This window comes from Arenibacter sp. P308M17 (assembly GCF_003426735.1).
Classification (GTDB): Bacteria; Bacteroidota; Bacteroidia; order Flavobacteriales; family Flavobacteriaceae; genus Arenibacter.
Map to the genome: position 1 here is coordinate 300,203 of NZ_QVON01000005.1, position 16,658 is coordinate 316,860.

Here is a 16,658-nt window from a genome sequence, read left to right on the forward strand (position 1 = left end):
ATCTTAACAGGTTTTTTCAATACATGGGCATTCCATGTTTTGGTAGAAAATATTCATTTAATTCATTAAAATACAAATCTTTATATCCGGTATATTCAAAATTTTGTCGGCCAAGTGGTTCTTGGATGCTATTTTTGGCCGGTAACAATTGGTACATATCCAACTTCATAAGGTTTGGGGGGCTTTATAATCAGTGCCCGGTCTATGGATATCAATTCGCCATTTTTTAGTGGTTCCATATATTCATTATCAATTAACCAATGTGAATGGATCTGTTCAACAAGGGATTGTAGTTTTTGCTTTTCTTCAGGGGTCCATTCATATTGCTGCAGCGAGGGTTGATCTATAAAGCGATACCAACAATAGGTAACCGTTGACCCATCCGCCAGGGTAGTCGATTCTTCTTTGGATGCAGGACCCGGAGTGCTCCAAGCTCCAGTGTTCGGAGAGGTATAGGGCTCACCTTTCTCGGCCAAGCGAAATTCTTGGGACACCAATTCCGTGGGAACCAGTGATTCCGGGATAGCCTTTCTGCCCTTTTCGTCTGTTTTAATGAAATATTGGGGGAATTTTCCGGCAACACCAACAGTGGTATTTTTGTTCCAACTGATTCCAAATTGATTATCCGAAAATATTTCCGCCCTAAGTAGATCATCTATACCACCTAATAGTTCGTCATCTTGTTTAAATTGAGTTTTTCTAGTACCTAAAATAGGTTGGAATACGCCTGTCTTTCCAAAGGTACCGTTGTGTTTTATCTTTTTGTCCTTCCAATTTTTGAAGGGTTGGTACAAGGTCTCTTTTGAATACAGCTGTACATCCTGTACCAATATGGTCCTTCCTTCTTCGTCCAACGGGAAGTTTAGGGCGGGAATCTTGGTATATAGCGTGTCCTTTGAAGTTTTTAGTTCAAACTTGGGCACCGTGTTGATTTCCATGGCACCTGAACCTGCAACCCCCGGCCTGGTGTCGAGCGTGTGTCCTGTAACAATGGGGTAGTCTTTTGCAATTTTGGTCCATGTTTCTGCCACATAGTAGGCCACAGGACCTTTAAAATTGGTCGCATTAAGAAAAAGGGTCCAACTTTGATCACCTCTGGGCCCTGAGCCGGATCTGGCCTCCATAAAGGGCAGGACCATCCAGGCATATCCAAGAAATTGGCCATCGGGTTGGCCTTGAAAGGTAATTCCGTCAGGTGGAATAATAAGTCGATTGCTCAGTTGGGCAATTCCCATTTTATTATCTGCCAAAGGCGTGCTACTATGGAAAAATGGCCATCCTGGAGAGGCTACTTCGTAATCATAACATCCGGGAACGCCATTGATACTAAATTTAGGAGAGGAATATCGGAACCTGTTTCCCCTCCAATACCCGATACCTCCTTCTACCGTTTGGAAAACGCTGGACCAAGTGGGGCTTCGCTCTTCCCAATCTCTAGCCAAAGACCCTTCCGGGCAGAGCGGAAATGAGACATCGCCATTTTCGGGGATGATCCAGGTACTGGGCAATCCAATTTGGAAATTGGCCAAGGGTTTGTCTATCAAAGGCCATACGGCGGAATAAAAGCTTACTCCAGCACCATATTCCTTTGGAACCTTTGGTAAAAAATAACTGATATAGCCTTGTAATCCTTTTGACCCCTCGGTTACTTGGCTAGGGGTTGGGTCATTGATCTGCGTTTTGGGGCCTTTGCCAACGGAACAAGTGGATAGGGCCAAACAGCATAGTATAGCGGTAATTGTAAACTTGATCATGGGTTTATTTTAAATAGTGCTTATATGTCCAGTAAAAAATAGCGGCAGAGAATTTGCCGCTATTTCCAACTAACTCTAACTAACAAATAACCAACTTGATTATATCAAATAATTAATTAACGTTGGGACGTTTGTCCCACCACAGCTGAGTGCCCCAAAAAATATCCTTTTCAACAATATCCCCTGGGAAATTGGTATTCAATGATTTTTCCGAATCGGGATATGCCATTCTGAACGGGGGCCTATTGTGTGTGCTGGAATAATTTTGTGAGACATCCAGCATAAGGGGTATATCCGTTCTTCTGGCTTCTGCCCAACCTTCAACACTCTGCTTAAACAAGGAGATCCATTTCTGTAGGTATATTTTTTCGAGATTGGACGTAGTTCCACTGTTCCATGCCACTTCGGGCTCGGTAAGATAGGTTTCAATGGCCGTATCGTCTACACCATTTTCTTTCATGGACATGGTTATTCCCATTTCATAGGCTTCTTTTGCGTTGCCACTGGGAGCGAGATTGCGCTGATAGGCCTCTGCCTTGATAAAAAATACCTCTGCTACGTTCATGAAGGGGGAAAATCCATCCGGGTCGTTGCCGAACCTATCTCCAATATGGGATACATTGTTGCCATTGTTCAAGGTATCGCTTAACTGGTTGGGGCCAAATTTATAGCCCCTATAGTTTCCATACTTGTTTTTGTCAACATAAACCGCCAGTCTTGGGTCGTTATTTTCCACGAGTAATGAAACCAGGGTATTGTTGGTACGATACTGATCTGTTTTGTTGCCGTTATCCGCACCCATTCTGGCATACCAAGGTTCTAGGTCCGGGGCAGCACCTGGCCACCAGAAATAGGCATTGTCGTCATTGGAAGCCATTAACGGATATTTGCCAGGATTGCCAAGTATCTCGGAAATAACTGTTTTTGAACCAGCTTCATCGGCAGAGGACATCCTAATGGCAACACGTAACCTTGTGGAATTACAGAATTTCCGCCACTTTTGTACATCCCCATTGAGAAGAAAATCTCCAGCTCCTATGGCGCCCCCGTCCTCACTGAACATGTCTGCCGCAGTTTTTAATTCCGATAGGATTTGGGTATACACCTCTTGTTCGGTATCGTAATTGGGGTATAGAATGTTATTTTCAAGATTGAACGCTTCCGAGTAGGGAATTTTACCCCACATATCCGTGGCTTTGTGTGCCATATAGCTTTTTAAGGTCAATCCCGCTGCATATAGGTTGTCGTTGCCTTCTCCCTCTGCCAATTTCATGGTTTCAACAGCATAGGTCATCGAGGAAAACATGGCATCCCATTGACTATTGTTAATATCCACGCGAAATTCATAATCACCTGCTCCAATGGCAGCCGTAAAACCAGAGAAGGAGCCTGCGTAATAGACATCAAGACGTTCACCGTAAAGAATATTCGAAGAGGTCAATAGGGCCCTTCCCAGTACATTGGTAGCGGGAACAATCGTTGCATTGTTGGGGCTGGTATTGAGCATTTCAAAGTCATCGGTACAAGCGCCCAACAGGAAAATTGTAATCACTGACAAATAAAATAGATTTTTAGTTTTGATTTTCATGATACTTTTTTTTATGATTAAAAACTAGCCGTTAAGCGGAATCCATAATTTCTGGTCGTGGGTATCTGGAAATTTTCATAACCAATTCCCGCATCCCCACCGCCAAATCCTACTTCAGGGTCTATCCCATACTCCTTGGTATCCTCGCTTCTATATAGTATGGCAAGATTTCTTCCCACCACGGAAACGTTTAATTTGGAAAGTGCTTTAATTTTGGAAACATTAAAATTATAACCAAGAGAGAGTTCCCTAAGTTTAACGTATGAAGCATCAAGGATGGAATATTCGTGATTGTTCCACATCCAGGAACCACCAAAATAATCTTGGGCAGAAACCCTTACGTTATTGGGTGTTCCATCTTCAAAAACCCCATCAACGATCAAACCGGTTTCCCGAACATTATTTTTTACGGTATTTTCGTATGCTCCGGTAGGATACGAGTGCCATGCAGTGGTGCTGAACATGTCCCCACCCATCTTGGCATCGACCAAAAAGCTCAAATTGATCCCTTTATACGAAAAGGTATTGGAGATGCCACCGGTCCAATCCGGAGATACGTTTCCAAGTTTCTTGGCAACATTGGTAGTCAATGGTATGCCATTGGCACCTACCACAATATTATCGTTATTATCCCTTACAAATGGGAGGCCCCAGAGCACGCCCCATTCCTCGCCCGGAATTCCCAAGGTAGTAGCACCACCGAAGCCGCTGGAAATCTGATAGGATTCCAAATCTCCATATAAGGTATTTACCATACTTTTATTGGTTGCCCAATTGACTACCATATCCCAATTTAGGCCAGAGGGGTTGGTCAAAATTTTACCGGAAATCATAAGTTCCAAGCCTTCATTTGCAATTTCCCCGGCATTTAATCTAATGCCCCCGTAGCCGGTTGATTTAGAAGTGGCAACAGACAGTATTTGGTTTACGGTGGTTTGTTTGTAATAGGTGAAGTCTATTCCTATTCTATTGTTCCAAAATCTCATATCCGCTCCAAATTCTTGGGAAGTGGTTTCTTCCGGTTTTAAAGCGGTTGGAGGCAAAGTATTGGCAGGAGTAAAAATGGATACTCCGTTGAAGGTCGCTGCCGAATAGGTTTTGTTAAGTTGATACGGGTCCGTATCGCCACCTACCCTGGCCCAACTGGCCCTTAATTTGGCGTAGGAGAGTATATTGGATTTTAAGGCCAATGCATCGGTAACGCTAAACCCGAGACTTACCGATGGATAGAAATAGGACCAGTTTTCCTTAGGGAGTGCTGAACTCCAATCATTACGACCGGTAACCCCAAGGTAAAGTATTTTTTTAAATGATCCGTTGGCCGCGAAAAAGAGACTATTGGTCTCATAGTCGCTGGAATACATGCCAGTGCCCGGGGCTCCCTTAACATTGGAAATGGTATAAAGATCAGGTACTGTAAGATTTGGAGCGCTTAAAGAAATACTATTGTATTTGTTGCTTCTTTTGTTGCCTCCTATCAGTCCGTCTATTCGGAAATCGCCAAAACTTTTATCAAAATTTAGTGAGAGATCCGCATTTACTTCTTTTCTGTATAAGTGAGTTTCGTCAAACTGACCATTTAATCCCCTATTCTGGTTTTGTACAGTACCGGATTGGGTAATATTTTTTCTAATTTCATTGTAAAAATCAAGGCCGACTTGGCCATTTACCGATAGCCAATCTGTTATTTGATAAGAAAGCCTTACATTCCCAAAGACCCTTTCACGATTAAAGGCATGGGTATTTCTTAAACTATAGAAAGGATTGTCCCCATTAAAGATATAATCCGAATTTCCTTTTTCATAAAAAAGATCTTTGGCATATTGGGTTGGGAAATCCCTTTGGAGCCATGCAAAAATATCTGCCCAGGAATAGCCGTTCGCCGGAAGGTTATCACTCTCTTTTTTGATATAAGTGAAGTTTACCGAAGCGGTCAATTTTTCAGAGGGCGTCAGATTGATATTGGTCGATAATGTATTTTGCTTTTGCCCTGTGAAGTTAACGATACCATCGGTTTCATCGTTGGTAAACCCGATTCTCCCTGATGATTTTTCGCCATTGGCCGTAATGGAAACACTATTTTGAATGGTCATTCCTGTATTGAACCATTCCTTTATATTGTTTGGTCGTGATACCCATGGACTATTCGGTCCGGTAGACCACTGGTCCAATAACAATCCGGCATCCAACCTCGGTCCCCAGTTTATGGGGTAGGAATCATTTACTCCTCCTCCATTGCCATCTACATAATTGTAGGCAAATTGTTTGGCATACTCATTATAGGTTAAGGAAGTATTATTATCTTGATTGTACTTGTTGAAAATGTATTCACTGCCGTCAAAACCTCCCCCATATTCATTCTGAAGTTTTGGAAAATAGGCAGGTTTGTCAAAAATGACGGAAGAAGAAATACTGACGCCTAAATTCTTCCCGGTCTTACTGCCTTTTTTTGTAGTAATAATAATAACCCCATTTGCGGCCCTACTTCCGTATAGTGCCGAGGCATTGGCCCCTTTAAGTACCGATACGGATTCTATATTGTTTGGATCTATATCGGCGGCCGTGTTGCCCCAATCAACACCACCACCACCACTTATATTCGGGGATGAGTTGTCTATTGGTGTACCGTCTACTACAAACAGTGGTTGATTGTCACCAAAGGAGGCGTTGCCACGGATAACAATTCTGGAAGAAGATCCTACAGTGCTTCCCCCACTTGTTACTTGGACCCCGGCAATTTTACCTGATAGGGAATTAACAATGTTGGGTTCAGGGGTAACCGTTAATTGCTCCCCGTTAATTTCCTGGACGGCATAACCTAGCGTCTGTTTTTCCCGACTTATCCCCAAAGCAGTAACAACAACTTCGTCCAGAGCCTGTGTGTCCGGTTCCATGGTTACATCTATGGTGGTTTTGCCCCCCACGTTAATCTCCTGAAGTTTGTAGCCTATATAGCTAAAGCTTAGAATGGTATTGTTGTTAATGGAAATGCTGTAATTTCCATCAAAATCCGTCACCGTTCCTATGGACGTACCTTTGCCTAATACCGATACACCTGGTAAAACAGCACCGGTTTCGTCATATACGGTACCTGTAATAGTTAGGTTTTGGGCTTTGGCCAATTTTGGTAGCAATAACATGGTCCCCAAGAAGAGGAGCAGTGATATCGAAGTTAGTTTAAAACAATTTTTCATGAGTTATTAATATTAGTTTAATAATGATATAAAAATATGTTAAAAATAACTTTTTGAGTGATGCTAAATTAGTGGAAGTTAATACTATTTTGATAAATTGTGTTAAATATTGGCCCATGAAACGGTAGATAACTAACTATTTTTCATTTAGTATCTATATTTTAATACTACTTTCAGAAGTTGATACACATTATAAGCGAATGGCATATTATGTTTTAAAAAGATGAAATTGTTAGTTTTGCTTTTTAATTGAATTAGATTAATATAAACGCAATATTTTAACTTTTTAATGTTATGATTCTTAGTTTGTGATAAAGTTTCAATCTGCATGGTCCAATAATATCGTATTGTTGAGTACCAGGTCCATGGCAGAATTGGAATATCGGCCATAGTTGGGGGATCCAATAATTCCAAACAGGCAGATAAAATGCGAAATTTGGCTGTCTTGTTTCAGGGTCGCAGATAATGGTACAATTAAGGATATCGGTAAAGTAATCCTATAGGTCACGGTATTTTATATATGATACCAAATTCCCAAAGCATTTTTTGGGAAGCATTCCAAAAAGGGTTGGTCTATATACTTTAGGAATCCATTTTTAATGGGATTTAGGGAAAGAAAACGGGTAACCCTAGAAACAACAGTTGGCAAAAGGCAGTAGATAGTGTTCATTAAACAGTTTTCAGTAGACAATTTTTTGCCAACTGCATATTGCTTACAGCTTATAGCTTATTGTTTACTTCTTACCGCCAACTAATCATCCAGTCCTTGCCTAGGAATTCCATTCCGTTTCAAAACCTCTGACAGCTAGGGCAGGAGCTTATATAATTTCAATGTTCATTAGTTTAGTTTCCTAAGATTATGAATTGTATTTTGGACTTCCCCTTCAAATACATTGCCTTTTACATCTATGACCTTATACGTTATCTTCATGATATCAACTGGCACTATATCCGGTAGTATTAGTTTTACGCTCTTTCCATCATGCCCTATTTTAACTTCTGAAACAGGCAGTGTTTTTGTATTGTATCGCTTGGAGCCGTATTCATGGCTCCTGAGCAGTTCCCATGTCTGCACTTCAAAACTATTGTTGTTTTCGGTCTCGGAAGCGTCCAGTTCCGAGGCGAACGATAATACGATCCCATCCTCTTCAGCGCCTAGGGCAACAGGAGTGGAAAGTGGTTTTCCCGTATAGCGAAGCCTATAAAATTCCCCTCCCCTCATATTTTGTGAGGTGCCCCAGGCAGACATTCCACATGCATATAGATCTCCATCTTCAGGATTGAACCTTCCTCTCATGACCCCGGTCATAAACTTTACACCGGGAAGGTCCACTATCCCTGCCTGTCTTTGGTTCTTAACTTTTTCGTGCAAGACAAGTTGGATCTTACCGTATCCATATGAAAAGCTGAGCAAGCTTTTATCCAAGGGCCCCCATTTTTTGCTGCTTACCCACAAAAGTTCTGAAGGAGACCTGTCGAACTCCATATCTATCCAGACCATAGGTTGTTCCATCCCCAATCTTGTGGTGTCCTTGGGAGGATTATAACCCCATATATTGCCATAGAACCTTCCTTTGCCCTCAACCCAGTTAATACGGTTCATAGGATTCCAGAAGCCTTGTTGATCGGTCACTATAAAACTCCCGTCCGGATTGATGCATAATCCATTCGCTGCCCTAAAGCCAGTGGCAATGATGTCTGTCCTGGAGCCATCATTGCTAACTTTAAGTAGGGTGCCATGTTGAGGTACCAATGCTTCCCGAGCATGTCGACCACTTTTTGCATAATAGAAATTACCTTCCTGGTCCGTCTGTAGGCCCATTGCAAACTCATGAAAATGATCGGTCACCTGATGGTCGTTATTAAAATTCTCATAAAAATCAATTTCACCGTCACCGTTTAGATCGTTCAGTTTTACTATTTGGTCCCTACAGATGACATAAATGTTATTATTTACAACTTTGATGCCCAATGGCTGGAAAAGGCCAGAACCAATCCTTTTCCAGCGCAAATTGTCCTTATTGTCCGTAAGGCCGGTTACGGTCCAAATATCACCGTCCGTGGTGCATAGCACTCCTATATTGGTATCTTCAAGAAAATCGATTCCACTTAATTTCAGTCTGCTGTTCCAAGGATTTTCAAAAGGAGGGGTAAGTTGGTCCATAGCTATAGGGCCATCCTCCTTTCCCTTGACGATGGTGGAAATAATTTCCTGTTTGTATTGAGGTTCCCCGCCATTAATATATTGGTAGAGGGATTCTGGGCCCGGCAGGTCCTTGACCAGATTGGTGAACCCCTTGCTTCCGGAGTGGGCGATATACAATTTTATTTTGGCCGATTTTTCCTTGGGAATATCCATTACAACAAATCCTCCAGAATTTTTCAAAGAAGCTCCATGTCCTTGGATTTCAACTTTTACGCTATCCGGGACAACTCTCATTTGAAGCGGTACTTCCGATGGCCTAATATTCATTGTTCTGGTGAAAATTATTTGTCCGTCCATTTTTACCATTCCAAGTTGCTCCAAAATATTGGTATTCCCTACGCTATAGGATATAGTAATTTTATTTCCATATTTATAAACCCCTTTAAAGTGCGACCATTCTTTTGGTAATGGGCCAAATCGTCTACCATCGCGGGCCTTAAACCGAATATCCGTATATGAACCTGTTTCCGGATCGGCCCATGCAGGTTCTACCGGTGTCTCGAAATGTAATTTACCTATTGTTCGCGGATATGTCTCATGCTTGTCGTTCAATAGAATGCCTTCCCAATCTATAAATCCTTCCCCGGTCCATCCCCCGGCCACCCGCATCAGATCATGGTCGAAGATCATCCATGCATTTCCTTTGGAAATTCCGCCCGAGCCTTTGTCCAGTCTTACCGCTATTCCTTTATATGCAAAATTATTTTTTAAGTAATTTTCGTCAGGATAGGGAGGTGGTCCGGGCGAATGAAATCGTTTAATACCGGTTTCCGAATCCGCTAATTCATAGGTATTGATTAAAAAATTGCCGTAATCCATATCGGACCAGGGCTGGTATGGTTTGGAATCTGGACCTTTTGAGGACCCTTTGGGCAAGCTCCTTAGATATTCCGAATCAACATGAAAATAAGCGGTCTTGTTTTGTTCCTTGATAAAATTTTCCCTTATATATGTTATTACATTATACTTTTCCTGTGGTGTCAATGTCATTTGTGGAGGCATTAGACCGGCACCTTTGGTTATGGTCCTGTACATGGAATAGGGGTCGTTTCCATATTTAAAGGGTTCTGACCAAAATTTGAGCGAATTTGGAATAGATCCTTCAATACCTGGAACACCGTGGCAATTTATACAATTGGAATTGTAAATTAGACTACCATGTTTTAATGCATCCTTGTCCATGGTTTGGATCATTCCTTGGTGATCAATATCTTTTTCGAAGTCCTTTAAATCCGAATCCTGTAGGACATAGACAACACTTAATGGTTTATTGGTCTTGGGTAGGTTCAAGGACCTGGACGCTATTAGGGTAATTTTTTCGGAATTCCCCCAACTTTGCCCTCTAAAACCATCCGCTTTAAATTCGCCTTTTATTTTAAAAAGTTTCCCGTTAACGGTCAAGTTAAGGGACATAGTATTTTCTTTAATTTGGAGATCTTGAATAGGGCATTTTGCCAATTTATCAGAAATCATAGTTCCTGTATAGGTTTCCCCCTTTAGTTCAAGTTTAAGGGTTCCGGACTGCATCTTGGATTCTGAACTGAAAATTTCATAGTTCCAGAGACCTTGATATTCTTTTTTAGGGGAACAGTGATTGCATAAACCTAAAAATATCAAGAGACAGATATGTATTAAAAATTTGCGTTTCATACTATAATGACTAAGAAAGGATTTTATTACCTAAGGAGATAGGCATTGAAATCCGGTTTTTTTGCCAACTGTAAATTATTTATTGGGATAAAGGACTTTTAAAATTAACGACAAAATTCCTCTTACGGCACATATCTTAAATTAGCAGGATTTATAGGATACCGATCTGTTATTGTGGAGTGCGGCCTCAATTTTTTTAGCGGTCCTTGTTATGGCCAATCCACCTAGACCGGTACATCTTAAGGTGTGGGGAATGGCGTCTCCAACTCTTTTCATGGTTTCTATTACTTCATCAAGAGGAATTACCTGGTCGTAATCGGATAGGGCCATGTTTGCACAAGAGATGGCCGTTGAGGCTGCCATCACATTTCTGTTTAGGCAGGGGGCTTCAACCCGGTCGGCAACGGTATCGCATATTAAACCCAAAGAACTTTGCAAGGCCATGGAGGCTGCTGCAAGGGATTGGGACAGGCTCCCGTCCTTTAATACAACTACTCCAGCTGCGGCCATACCTGATGCTGATCCACATTCTCCCATGCAACCGCCAACCTCTGCCGAAAAGGTGGCATGGGCCGTTATGAATACCCCTATTAATCCTGCGGCCAAAATGGCTTGTACCATCTGTTCTCTAGAAAACCCCAAAGTAACGGCGGTACCTATAATGGTTCCGGGCAGGGCACCGCATGAGCCTGCAGTTGGGGCCGCCACTATTACGCCCATGGAACTTTTTACTTCCATCATGGATGAGGTGAACATAATGGCATTGTTCAGAACATCTCCCGGGATTAGTTTTTTTTCTTCCTTATTTTTTTTAAAGTTGAGGGATTGGCTTCCCAAAATACGATCTTTGTAATGGGTGCCTTTAAGGCCAAGGTTGATGGAGTTTTCCATTATATCCACTATACTTCCCATTTTGTCCAGTACCTCTTCTTTGGGGATGTTCCCCCTTTGGCTTTCATATTCCAAAGCCAACTCCCAGAGATTTAGGTTTTTGTCCTTATTGTATTCCATCAATTGGGCCACTGTAATAAAGGGAACGGAAAGGTTTTTTCTTGATTTTATGGGGAGTACGGGATCTATGGTTCTTATTGTTAACGGCATTTCCAATGCTTTTATCTGCTCTAGAAGTTGCCGTTGTTCCTTTTCGTTGGAACGGACCAGGATAAAATAGCTGGAACCGGAATGAATCGATACTTCCCCATAGCCCATTTTCGTAATGGACTCCAAGAAATCTAGAGCGGAATCACCAATAATTAGTGTTAGATTAAAATCGCCCATAAAAGATACCGGGCTTTGATCAATTTCAATGATCTCTATCATTCCTCCACCAGTTGAAAGACCAATTACTTGATGGGTTTCCAATTTGTTTTTTAAAGTGATTTTATAGGTGTTTGGGTGCTTGGCATCTATGGGATGGATATCTATTTTTATTTTAATTCCTGCCTTCTTAATGTACATTTCATAATCCTTTAATCGCTCATCGTCGGCATTCCAGCCCAATAGTCCACCAAAAAGTCCCATATCCGACCCTTGTCCGGAATGGGTAGTGGCCAAAGATCCATTGGGGTCAAACTCTATATAGACATCCTCAATATTGTTGTTCATTAGATCCCGACAAATTCGCCCTATCCTTAGTGCAGCTGCGCAATGCGAACTGGAAGGCCCCCTCATTACCGGGCCTATTACGTCATTAAAAATACTGGGATATGTTTTCATGGATTCCATAGTATTAGGTCTTTTAAGAATTGTAATCTTAAACTTTTTTATATTCTCATATTATAAATATGGAATTTATAATATGTTAAACAAGGTCATAGTTATTTATCTATTGTTCAAATCTATCTATATATTGGTATATTTTCGTGTCATATTATAGCTGAAGTTAAGACTTTTTTAGTAAATTAACTTTTTAATTTAATATTAAAAAGTAATTTTATGACAAATGTAATTGCTTTTAAGGTACCCATGCAGAAAAACATGTCGATTCGCGTAGAAGAATGCGATGAGGATCATGTTTACGATTTGGTCCATTTTCACGAGGAATGTCAACTCACCTATATAATGGAGGGTAGTGGCTATCTTTTTACCGGTTCCAATACCTATTGTTTTAAACCCGGAGAGGTGTATTTATTTGGAAGCAATTTGCCCCATGGATTTAAATCTGGGGATAAAGTGAAAGGAAAGGACATAGGATCTCCTGCCAGAAGGATCAGTATATTTTTTAAAAGGAATGTTTTCGAATCGCTGTTTGAACAAAACCCCGAAACAAGCTCCATTAAGAATTTATTGGATAGCGCGTCCTTGGGTTTTAAGTTGAATGCAGGGAAATCCCAGGAAATTCTCTCCAAAATACGACGATTGGAAGAGATGGAGGATTTTGATAAGTTCCTTGAACTGTTGTATATATTGGATTTCATTTCCAAGGGCGATCAAGGAGATTACCTTTCGGCCCGTGAGGATTTGGGAGGCGATTTGGTTGATGGTGATATTCAAATGATCAATGAGGTATTTGCCTATACCGAATCCAATTTTAACGAAAGAATTTCTTTGGCCGAGGTAGCGGGCCATTTTAAAATGACCCCGCCTACATTTAGTAGATTTTTTAAGGCCAGAACGCAAAAGACCTACATACAGTTTCTTATAGAGTTACGGATAACCAAGGCTTGCGAATTTATTAGGGCCGGAACCCATAATACAACGGAAAGCTGTTTTAATTCCGGATTTACCAATATTTCAAGTTTTCATCGGCATTTTAAAACGATCAAAGGGATGACGCCTACCCAATATAAATTGCGTGTTTCGTCCAATTTTAATTAGAAAAATAATATTACCAAGAATTCTTATAATCCATAGATGTATGAGCGCACAGCCTTACCATATTTTGTTGCCGGAAAGCGGAATGCCCGTCGTGGAAAAGTGGAATGTGAACAAATTTTACCAACAGATCCATTTTCACAGGGAATTTCAAATTACCATGATTCAAGAAGGAAGCGGGTTCCTTTTTGTCTCGGACAAGGTGGTTCCCTATGAAAAGGGCGATGTGTATTTTCTGGGTAGGAATTTACCACATGCCCTAAAGACCACTAAAGTTCCTACAGGGTGCCCCGATAGTGGTTCCAAGGCCATTTCATTGTTTTTTGACCAAGATAAGATCAAGGAGTCCCTAAGAAACGTACCTGAAGCCTATAGAATTAATAAATTATTAGAATCATCAAACTATGGGCTAAAGGTTAACAGGGATAGTGCCGGATATTTATCGGATTATATAGAGGAGCTTACCAATTGTACGGGTGTAAATAAATTTTTATTGTTTCTAAAGCTGCTCAATATTGCCTCTAGGGACAATAATGTTATGATATTATCACCCAAGGCCGCACCTAATAAGATTGGTGATGGGAACGATCCCAAAATCGTTAAAATCTGTACTTTCGTCAAGGAAAACTATAGGGATTTAATCAGTCTTTCGGAGATAGCGGATCTGGCCCATATGTCTCCAACAGGTTTTTGTAGATTTTTTAAAACCAAGACCAAGAAAACATTTTCCCAATATTTGGCAGAGGTCAGAATTGGTTGCGCTTGTGAATTGCTACATGATGACGATTACAGTATTTCGGACTGTGGGTATAGTAGCGGATACAACAATTTATCCAACTTTCATAAGCATTTTAAAAAATACACGGGGATGTCCCCCATGGAATATCGGTCAAATTTAAATAATGACCTGGGGAACTGCTAAAATTTGTGGCGATCGGGTTGGTGGTCCCCAAGGAAGTTCGGCAGTTCGGCAATTTCACTAAAATCAATTTTAAAAAGTATCACCATTTGCTAATTTGGGCAATATACAGGACCAAAGTACTTTGTAATATTGTTGTTCCGGCAAAGGTGTGATTTTATTGGAAGTAACACTATAGGTCGGGCCATTGTGGAACAGTATTTACACTATAAAGAACTATGAAAAGAGGTATTTTGGGAAGCGCATTGTGCATTTTTTTATTTTTGGGTAACGGTCTGGCACAAAATGGGCCGACCTTGCGCTTAGAAGATATTTATAAGAATAATATATACCGTCAAGAGGGGTTTGGTCCGGTTCGTTGGATGAAGGACAACAAAGGATATTCTACCCTAGAGGCCAATAATGAAATTGGTGGCAGGGAAATCGTTAGGTATGAAGCAAAAAGTGGAGCAAGGTCGGTTTTGGTTTCCGCTGCACAATTAATACCCCAGGGCAAAAAAGAGCCAATTGCCATTTCGGATTACCAATGGTCTATGGATAACAATAAACTACTACTTTTTACCAATACCCGTAAAGTTTGGAGGTATCACACGCGGGGCGATTATTGGGTTTTGGATCTTAAGACCAATAAACTGGCTAGGCTGGGACAATCCTTGACTTCGGCATCCCTTATGTTTGCCAAATTTTCACCAGACGCCACCAAAGTAGCCTATGTAAGTGAATTAAATATATTTTCGGAAAATCTGGAAGATCATAGAATAGACCAGCTCACCAAAGATGGGGGCGGCAATACTGTAAATGGTACTTTCGATTGGGTCTATGAAGAGGAATTGGATTGCAGGGATGGCTTTCGGTGGAGTCCCGATGGCAAGAATATAGTCTATTGGCAATCGGATACCAAGGATGTGGGTACCTTTTATATGATCAACAATGTAGATTCAATATATTCCAAGCCAATCCCAATGCCCTATCCAAAGGTAGGGACAGCACTTTCAGCGGTAAAAGTGGGGGTGGTATCTGTGGAAAATGGTACTTTAAAATGGTTCAAAGTGCCGGGTGATCCCCAAAATAACTATTTGGCACGTATGGATTTTATTCCCAACTCCAATGAGGTAATGATCCAGCAGTTAAATAGAAGACAAAACACCAATAAAGTTTATATTGGGGATATTCAAACTATGGGCCTTGTTAATATCCTTACGGAAAAGGATGATGCTTTTTTGGATATACATGACGATGTAAGATGGTTGGAAAATGAAAAATATTTTACTTGGTCCAGTGAGCGGGATGGATGGTTGCATCTCTATAAGGTATCCAGGGATGGCAGTGTTGTACAGCCTATAACAAAAGGGGATTTCGACGTAGTTGAGATCAACTGTATAGACCCGAAGGGAGGCTATGTGTATTATATTGCTTCCCCGGATAATTTCACCCAAAGATATTTGTACAGGAGCCGTATTGATGGAAATGGGGAGGCCGAAAAAATAAGTCCGAGCGCAAACTCCGGTCAGAATTCCTATCAAATATCCAATGATGCCAAATGGGGAATCCGAATATTCCAAAATACGGTTACCCCTCCCATATTTTCACTGATAAGTCTTCCAGATCATAAGGAAAGAAGAATTTTGGAGGATAACAGGGGACTAAAAAACAAGTTTGATGCTTTGGAATTGAATCATAAGGAGTTCGTAAAAGTGGATATTGGTGAAGCGGTTTTGGATGCCTGGATGATTAGGCCCAAGGATTTTGATGCTACAAAAAAATATCCTTTATTGTTTTATGTTTATGGAGAACCGGCAGGTGCTACCGTTCAGGACAATTGGGGGGGAGGCAGTCTTTGGGATCAATATATGGCCCAGCTGGGCTATGTTGTAATGAGTGTGGACAACAGGGGAACCAAAACACCTAGAGGTCATGAATGGCGCAAATCAATTTATGGACAAATTGGCATTCTGGCTTCAGAAGATCAGAGCAGGGCCGCTCAAAAAATATTGGAAACCTATGATTTCCTAGATCCCTCCAGAGTAGGGATTTGGGGGTGGAGCGGTGGTGGCCAAATGACACTGAACTGTATGTTTAGGTATCCCAAGATCTATACTTCCGGATTGGCCGTTTCCTTTGTGTCCGACCAAAGGCTATACGATGCTACCTATCAGGAAAGGTATATGGGGCTTTTGGAGGATAATGCCAAGGGGTATCACGATGGATCTCCCATCAATTTCGCGCAGCATTTGGAAGGAAATTTAATGATTATGCACGGTACTGCCGACGATAATGTACATTATCAGAGCTTTGAGATGTTGGTAAATAGATTGATAGGGCATAATAAAATGTTTAGCATGATGTCCTACCCAATGAGGGCCCATTCGATTTATGAACGTGAAAATACCTCCTATCACCTAAGGGAGACAATGGAAGTTTTTTGGAAAAAGAACTTGGCTGCAGGAGGTAAATGACCCAAAACAATACCGATAAAAATGGGATAATATAGCTAATACCACGTGGAATTTAAGTTTCCATGCAAATCAACAAA

General features: G+C 41.1%; 8 protein-coding genes. 3 read left to right on the top strand and 5 right to left on the bottom strand.

Annotated elements, in window-relative coordinates; translation table 11 throughout:
- Positions 1 to 128 precede the first annotated feature (128 nt).
- The 5 genes from D0S24_RS13965 to D0S24_RS13995 all read right to left on the bottom strand — a co-directional run bounded on the left by D0S24_RS13965 (position 129) and on the right by D0S24_RS13995 (position 12,108).
- Entirely contained in the window at positions 129 to 1,754 is a 1,626-nt protein-coding gene (locus D0S24_RS13965) for a hypothetical protein (RefSeq protein ID WP_117020488.1), read from the bottom strand.
- Between the two features lie 112 nt (positions 1,755 to 1,866).
- Positions 1,867 to 3,342, bottom strand: a complete 1,476-nt coding sequence (locus D0S24_RS13970; protein WP_117020489.1) for a SusD/RagB family nutrient-binding outer membrane lipoprotein — start codon at positions 3,340 to 3,342, stop codon at positions 1,867 to 1,869.
- Positions 3,343 to 3,359: 17 nt separating this feature from the next.
- Positions 3,360 to 6,536, bottom strand: a complete 3,177-nt coding sequence (locus D0S24_RS13975) for a SusC/RagA family TonB-linked outer membrane protein (protein WP_117020490.1) — start codon at positions 6,534 to 6,536, stop codon at positions 3,360 to 3,362.
- An 838-nt stretch (positions 6,537 to 7,374) separates the two neighbouring features.
- The gene (locus D0S24_RS13990; RefSeq protein WP_117020493.1) at positions 7,375 to 10,392 is read right to left on the bottom strand and encodes a cytochrome c; all 3,018 of its coding nucleotides are present in this window, start codon (positions 10,390 to 10,392) and stop codon (positions 7,375 to 7,377) included.
- Between the two features lie 141 nt (positions 10,393 to 10,533).
- Positions 10,534 to 12,108: an L-serine ammonia-lyase, iron-sulfur-dependent, subunit alpha gene (locus D0S24_RS13995; RefSeq protein ID WP_117020581.1), complete on the bottom strand. Its 1,575-nt coding sequence runs from the start codon at positions 12,106 to 12,108 to the stop codon at positions 10,534 to 10,536.
- A gap of 219 nt (positions 12,109 to 12,327) precedes the next feature.
- On the opposite strand from D0S24_RS13995, the gene D0S24_RS14000 reads away from it, so the two are divergent.
- The 3 genes from D0S24_RS14000 (at position 12,328) to D0S24_RS14010 (ending at position 16,581) form a co-directional block, all read left to right on the top strand.
- A complete protein-coding gene (locus D0S24_RS14000) occupies positions 12,328 to 13,209 on the top strand; it encodes an AraC family transcriptional regulator (protein ID WP_117020494.1) in 882 nt (293 codons plus the stop codon).
- A 40-nt stretch (positions 13,210 to 13,249) separates the two neighbouring features.
- Positions 13,250 to 14,128, top strand: a complete 879-nt coding sequence (locus tag D0S24_RS14005) for an AraC family transcriptional regulator (RefSeq protein WP_117020495.1) — start codon at positions 13,250 to 13,252, stop codon at positions 14,126 to 14,128.
- Positions 14,129 to 14,343: 215 nt separating this feature from the next.
- Positions 14,344 to 16,581, top strand: a complete 2,238-nt coding sequence (locus D0S24_RS14010) for a S9 family peptidase (RefSeq protein ID WP_117020496.1) — start codon at positions 14,344 to 14,346, stop codon at positions 16,579 to 16,581.
- The last annotated feature ends 77 nt before the right edge of the window (positions 16,582 to 16,658 follow it).

Bases quoted from the DNA above. Each gene is read 5' to 3' on its own strand.
- D0S24_RS14000 (WP_117020494.1), top strand. From the start codon at position 12,328: ATGACAAATGTAATTGCTTTTAAGGTACCCATGCAGAAAAACATGTCG.
- D0S24_RS13970 (WP_117020489.1), bottom strand. From the start codon at position 3,342: ATGAAAATCAAAACTAAAAATCTATTTTATTTGTCAGTGATTACAATT.
- D0S24_RS14010 (WP_117020496.1), top strand. From the start codon at position 14,344: ATGAAAAGAGGTATTTTGGGAAGCGCATTGTGCATTTTTTTATTTTTG.
- D0S24_RS13975 (WP_117020490.1), bottom strand. From the start codon at position 6,536: ATGAAAAATTGTTTTAAACTAACTTCGATATCACTGCTCCTCTTCTTG.
- D0S24_RS13995 (WP_117020581.1), bottom strand. From the start codon at position 12,108: ATGAAAACATATCCCAGTATTTTTAATGACGTAATAGGCCCGGTAATG.
- D0S24_RS13990 (WP_117020493.1), bottom strand. From the start codon at position 10,392: ATGAAACGCAAATTTTTAATACATATCTGTCTCTTGATATTTTTAGGT.
- D0S24_RS14005 (WP_117020495.1), top strand. From the start codon at position 13,250: ATGAGCGCACAGCCTTACCATATTTTGTTGCCGGAAAGCGGAATGCCC.
- D0S24_RS13965 (WP_117020488.1), bottom strand. From the start codon at position 1,754: ATGATCAAGTTTACAATTACCGCTATACTATGCTGTTTGGCCCTATCC.